We start from the raw sequence: 5,378 nt of genomic DNA, 5'->3' as shown, positions 1-5,378 counted from the left end.
GCCAAACCGGCGGCGGCCCAGCCGGCCGCCGAGAAGCCGGCCGCGCCGCGTCCGGCCGTCCAGGTGCCGACGCCGCGTGCCGCTGCCCGCGCGCCGCAAGCAGCCGAGTCGCGCCAGCCGTCGCCGCCGTGGGAAGACATCCCGCCCGACGACTACGTGCCGCTCAGCGCCGACGAAATGTTCGGCGGTTCCGACGACGGCTTCGTGCCGGTGTTCGACAGCGGTCCCGACGATGTGCGCGTGACGCCGAAGCCGGCGGACGCGCGTCCGGCCGCGCCGATCGACACGCGGCCGCTGCCGCCCGCGATCGCGCTCGATCCGATCGGCTTCGACGGCGAATGGCCGGCGCTCGCCGCACGGCTGCCGCTGAAGGGCGTCGCGTACCAGCTCGCGTTCAACAGCGAGCTGACGGCCGTCGATGCGGGCACATTGAAACTGTCCGTGCCGGTGCCGCAGTATGCGGACGCCGCGCAGGTGACGAAGCTGAAGGCCGCACTGGCCGATGCGCTCGGCAAGCCGGTCGAGGTGAGCGTCGAGGTCGGGCCCGCACGGCGCACCGCGGCGGCGCTCGATGCGGCCGCGCGCGCGGCGCGCCAGCGCGAAGCCGAGCAGGAGATTCACGGCGATCCGTTCGTCCAGCAGCTCGTGCGCGACTTCGGTGCGCGCATCGTCGAGGGGTCGGTGCGTCCGCTCGCCGATTCGGCGCCGGACGGTGTGCCGCCCACACTCCATTGAACTGACCGCCCCGCGACAGGCACAATCACGCCCCGCACACATTGGCCGGCACGCGCCGCGTGCCGGTTTTCACACGATCAAGAAGGAGTATTCCCATGTTGAAAGGCAACCTCGCCGGACTGATGAAGCAAGCGCAGCAAATGCAGGAAAACATGAAGAAGATGCAGGAGCAGCTTGCGCTCATCGAAGTCGAAGGGCAGTCGGGCGCCGGCCTCGTGAAGGTGACGATGACGTGCCGCAACGAAGTGCGCCGCGTGTCGATCGACCCGAGCCTGCTCGCGGACGACAAGGACATGCTCGAGGATCTCGTCGCCGCTGCATTCAACGACGCGGTACGCAAGGCCGAAGCCACGTCGCAGGAAAAGATGAGCGGCATGACGTCGGGTCTGCCGCTGCCCCCGGGCTTCAAGCTGCCGTTCTGAACGCGGCGTCCTTGCCACTCTTTGCCGCCGTATGAAACAGCCGTCCGCCTTGTCCGCTCTCGTCGAAGCGTTGCGCGTGCTGCCCGGTGTCGGGCCGAAATCCGCGCAGCGCATGGCGGTTCACCTGATGCAGCACGACCGTGAGGGCGCGGAGCGGCTCGGCCGGTCGCTGCTGTTCGCGACCGAGCACCTGCAGCACTGCGAGAAGTGCAACACGTTCACCGAGGCGCAGATCTGCGAGGTCTGCAGCGACGAGGAGCGTGATCCGACGCTGCTGTGCGTCGTCGAGACGCCTGCCGACCAGATCATGCTCGAGCAGACGATGACCTACCGCGGGCTGTATTTCGTGCTGATGGGCCGACTGAGCCCGCTCGACGGAATCGGTCCGAAGGAAATCCATTTCGACCGCCTCGTGCGGCGCGCGTCGGACGGCGTCGTCAAGGAGGTCGTGCTCGCGACCAACTTCACGAACGAAGGCGAAGCCACCGCCCACTACCTCGGACAGACGCTCAAGGCGCGCGGGCTGGCGGTCACGCGCCTCGCGCGCGGCGTGCCGGTGGGCGGCGAGCTCGAGTACGTCGACGCGGGCACCATCGCCCGCGCAATGCTCGATCGTCGCACGATGTAAGCCGGGCGCCGCCTGCCGGCGGCGCCGTTCCTCATGCCAGGGAGACACATGAGCACCAGCCAGGGCCCGCTCGCGGGCGTCAAAGTGCTCGAATTCGGAACGCTGATCGCGGGGCCGTTCGCGTCGCGGCTGTTCGCCGAATTCGGCGCGGAAGTGATCAAGATCGAGGATCCGAACGGCGGCGACCCGCTGCGCAAGTGGCGCAAGCTCCACCCGGAGCAGGGCGGCACGTCGCTGTGGTGGTCGGTACAGGCGCGCAACAAGAAATCGGTCACGCTCAACCTGAAAGCTGACGCCGGCAAGGCGATCGCGCGGCAGCTCGCGAGCGAGGCCGACATCGTGATCGAGAACTTCCGCCCGGGCCTGCTCGAAAAGCTCGGGCTCGGCTACGACGTGCTGTCGGCCGACAATCCGGGCCTCGTGATGGTGCGCCTGTCCGGCTACGGGCAGACGGGCCCGTACCGCGACCGGCCCGGCTTCGGCGCGATCGCCGAATCGATGGGCGGGCTGCGCCACATCACCGGCTATCCGGATCTGCCGCCGCCGCGCATCGGCATCTCGATCGGCGACTCGATCGCGGCGCTGCACGGCGTGATCGGCGCGCTGATGGCGCTCCATCACCGCAAGGTCAACGGCGGCGCGGGGCAGGTGGTCGACGTTGCACTGTATGAAGCCGTCTTCAACATGATGGAAAGCGTGGTGCCCGAGTACGGCGTGTACGGGATGGTGCGCGAGCGCACCGGCGCGTCGCTGCCGGGCATCGTGCCGTCGAATACGTACGCATGCCGCGACGGCAGCATCGTGATCGGCGGCAACAGCGATCCGATCTTCAAGCGGCTGATGAAGGCGATCGAGCGCGACGACCTGGCCGACGATCCCGCGCTCGCGCAAAACGACGGGCGCGTGCCGCGCACGCAGGAAATCGACGACGCGATCGCCGCGTGGCTCGCGCCGCGCACGATCGACGAGGCTCTCGTCGTGCTCAATGCGGCCGACGTGCCGGCCGGGCGCATCTACAGCGCGGCCGACATGTTCACCGATCCGCAGTTCGTCGCGCGTCAGATGATCCAGCGTTTCAAGCTGGCCGACGGCACCGACATTCCGCTGCCGAACATCACGCCGAAACTGTCGGACACGCCGGGCGAAACACGCTGGCTCGGGCCCGAGCTCGGCGAGCATACCGACGAGGTGTTGCGCGGCCTCGGCTACGACGCACAGGCGATTGCCGCGCTGCGCGAGGCGGGCGCGATCTGAGTGCGCCGAGGCCTGCGCGCTTCGCGCCGGGCCTCCCGATGAGGGTTTCCCCAAGGCGATTTTCTTTGGGCGGAAAACCCGGTCGGCCCGGTGTTTTCCCCAGCGCGCGGAACGCCGCCGCGTCGTGCGGCGGCGCACCGCGTGTCCATGCGTATACCCGCCCGTCCGCGGTGGCCGGACTGTCGCTCTCGCGCCATCTTTCCTCGGTTACAATCGCCGGATGCGAATCCTACTCAGCAACGACGACGGCTATCTCGCCCCCGGTCTCGCCGCGCTCAGCGAAGCGCTGCAGCCGCTGGCCGAGCTTACGGTGATCGCGCCCGAGCAGAACTGCAGCGGCGCGTCGAATTCCCTCACGTTGTCGCGGCCGCTGTCGGTGCAGCGCGCAGCGGGTACGGGTTTCTTCTACGTGAACGGCACGCCGACCGATTCGGTGCACGTCGCGCTGACGGGGATGGCCGACGCGAAGCCGGACATCGTCGTGTCCGGCATCAACAACGGCCAGAACATGGGCGAAGACACGCTCTATTCGGGGACAGTTGCGGCCGCCACCGAAGGCATCATGTTCGGTGTGCCGGCCATCGCGTTCTCGCTGGTCGACAAGGGCTGGGCCCGTCTGGCCGACGCCGCGCGCGTCGCCGCGGAAATCGTCGCGCACTACCTCGCGCATCCGCTGCCGGGCAACCCGCTGCTGAACGTCAATATTCCGAATCTGCCGTACGACGAACTGAAGGGCTGGAAGGTCACGCGTCTGGGCAAGCGTCATCCGTCGCAGCCGGTGATTCGACAGACCGACCCGCGCGGCGAGCCGATCTACTGGATCGGCGCCGCGGGCGAGGCGCTGGACGCCAGCGAGGGCACCGATTTCCACGCCGTTGCAAACGGTTTCGTCTCGATCACACCGCTGCAACTCGATCTCACGCATACGCAGATGCTGCCCGCGATGCGCGAATGGGCGCGCGCCGGAGGGCGGGCTTCATGAGCGGCGAGCGCGCGAAGCGGTTCCCGCTCGCGCTCGAAGATCTCAAGCGAGCGCCACGCAAGTCGGAAGGTCGGCCCGGTGAACGCCAGACGGCGGGGGCGGTGCCGAAGGCTGCCGACAAACCCGCGGCCGTGCTGAAGCCGGTTGCGGTGAAGCCGGCCGCCGTGCGGGCGCCGCTGCCGGGTATCGCCGCCGCGAAGCCGGCGACCGCACCGAAGCCCACCGCGCTGAAGCCTGCGCTGCCGAAGCCGGCCGCGCCGAGCATCGCGCCGGCCGGCGCGTTCGCCCTCACGTCGGAACGTGTGCGCGAGCGGATGGTCGAACGCCTGCGCGCGAACGGCGTGACCGATGCGCGCGTGCTGGACGCAATGGCCGCGGTGCCGCGCCACCTGTTCGTGGATCCCGGGCTCGCGACGCAGGCCTACGAGGATTCGGCATTGCCGATCGGCCATCAGCAGACCATTTCAAAGCCGTCGGTCGTCGCGCGCATGATCGAGCTCGCGATGGCCGGCCGCACCCTCGAGCGCGTGCTCGAGATCGGCACGGGTTGCGGCTATCAGGCCGCCGTGCTGAGTCACGTGGCACGCGACGTGTATTCGATTGAACGCATCAAGCCGCTTTACGAGCGCGCGAAGCTGAACCTGCGGCCGCTGCGCGTGCCGAACATCCGTCTGCACTACGGCGACGGGCGTGTCGGCTTGCCGTCCGCGGCCCCGTTCGACGCGATCGTGATCGCGGCGGCGGGGCTCGACGTGCCGCAGGCGCTGCTCGAGCAGCTCGCGATCGGCGGGCGGCTCGTCGCGCCGGTCGGCGCGCAGAGCGGGCAGCACCAGGTGCTCACGCTCGTCGAGCGCGTCGCGCACGCGCAATGGCGAGAGTCCCGGCTTGATCGCGTTTTCTTTGTCCCTTTAAAATCCGGAGTGATTTGAAACCGATGAGTATGTTGCGCGCGATGCAAAACAACCGATCCAGGGAACCGCTCACGTTCGCCCAGCGCGCGATCTGTGTGGCTGCGTTCTCCACGCTACTGGCCGCCTGTGCGACGCGGCTCGACAACGCGCCCGTCGTCGACCGCTCCGGGTCGCTCGGCACGACTGCCGCCGCGCAGCCCGCGGTGCCGCTCGGTCCGCCGCCGCCGGGCTTCTATCGTGTGAAGCCGGGTGACACGCTGTACCGGATTGCGCTCGAGAACGGGCAGAACTATCGCGACATCGCGACGTGGAACAATCTGGCGAACCCGAACCAGATCGAAGTCGACCAGCTGCTGCGCGTGGCGCCGCCGGGCGGCGCTGCAGTGGCGGGCACGCCGGCCGCCGCGCCGATCGTCGGTGGTGCGGTCGCGACCGCGCCGCTGAGC

At 68.9% G+C, this 5,378-nt stretch carries 7 protein-coding genes; all 7 read left to right on the top strand.

What is annotated here, in order from left to right:
- A partial coding sequence (locus JMF86_RS08925; protein ID WP_305790727.1) for a DNA polymerase III subunit gamma/tau C-terminal domain-containing protein occupies positions 1-735 on the top strand: 735 nt, incomplete at its 5' end.
- Between the two features lie 95 nt (positions 736-830).
- Entirely contained in the window at positions 831-1,157 is a 327-nt protein-coding gene (locus JMF86_RS08920) for a YbaB/EbfC family nucleoid-associated protein (protein ID WP_006482124.1), read from the top strand.
- Between the two features lie 31 nt (positions 1,158-1,188).
- Positions 1,189-1,785, top strand: a complete 597-nt coding sequence (recR, locus tag JMF86_RS08915) for a recombination mediator RecR (RefSeq protein ID WP_006478665.1) — start codon at positions 1,189-1,191, stop codon at positions 1,783-1,785.
- Between the two features lie 48 nt (positions 1,786-1,833).
- Positions 1,834-3,039 (top strand): CaiB/BaiF CoA-transferase family protein, encoded by a 1,206-nt coding sequence (locus tag JMF86_RS08910; protein ID WP_006496407.1) that lies wholly within the window; start codon positions 1,834-1,836, stop codon positions 3,037-3,039.
- A 220-nt stretch (positions 3,040-3,259) separates the two neighbouring features.
- A complete protein-coding gene (surE, locus tag JMF86_RS08905; protein ID WP_011549681.1) occupies positions 3,260-4,021 on the top strand; it encodes a 5'/3'-nucleotidase SurE in 762 nt (253 codons plus the stop codon).
- Entirely contained in the window at positions 4,018-4,950 is a 933-nt protein-coding gene (locus JMF86_RS08900; protein WP_011549682.1) for a protein-L-isoaspartate(D-aspartate) O-methyltransferase, read from the top strand. The genes surE and JMF86_RS08900 overlap by 4 nt, the downstream gene beginning before the upstream one ends.
- A 5-nt stretch (positions 4,951-4,955) precedes the next feature.
- A partial coding sequence (locus JMF86_RS08895; protein WP_201316959.1) for a LysM domain-containing protein occupies positions 4,956-5,378 on the top strand: 423 nt, incomplete at its 3' end.

Origin of the sequence: Burkholderia sp. E168m15, from assembly GCF_016586105.1 — a bacterium.
GTDB classification, from domain to species: Bacteria; Pseudomonadota; Gammaproteobacteria; order Burkholderiales; family Burkholderiaceae; genus Burkholderia; species Burkholderia orbicola.
Note: the sequence above shows the minus strand (reverse complement) of the source record. Positions and strands in the feature narration are given on the sequence as shown.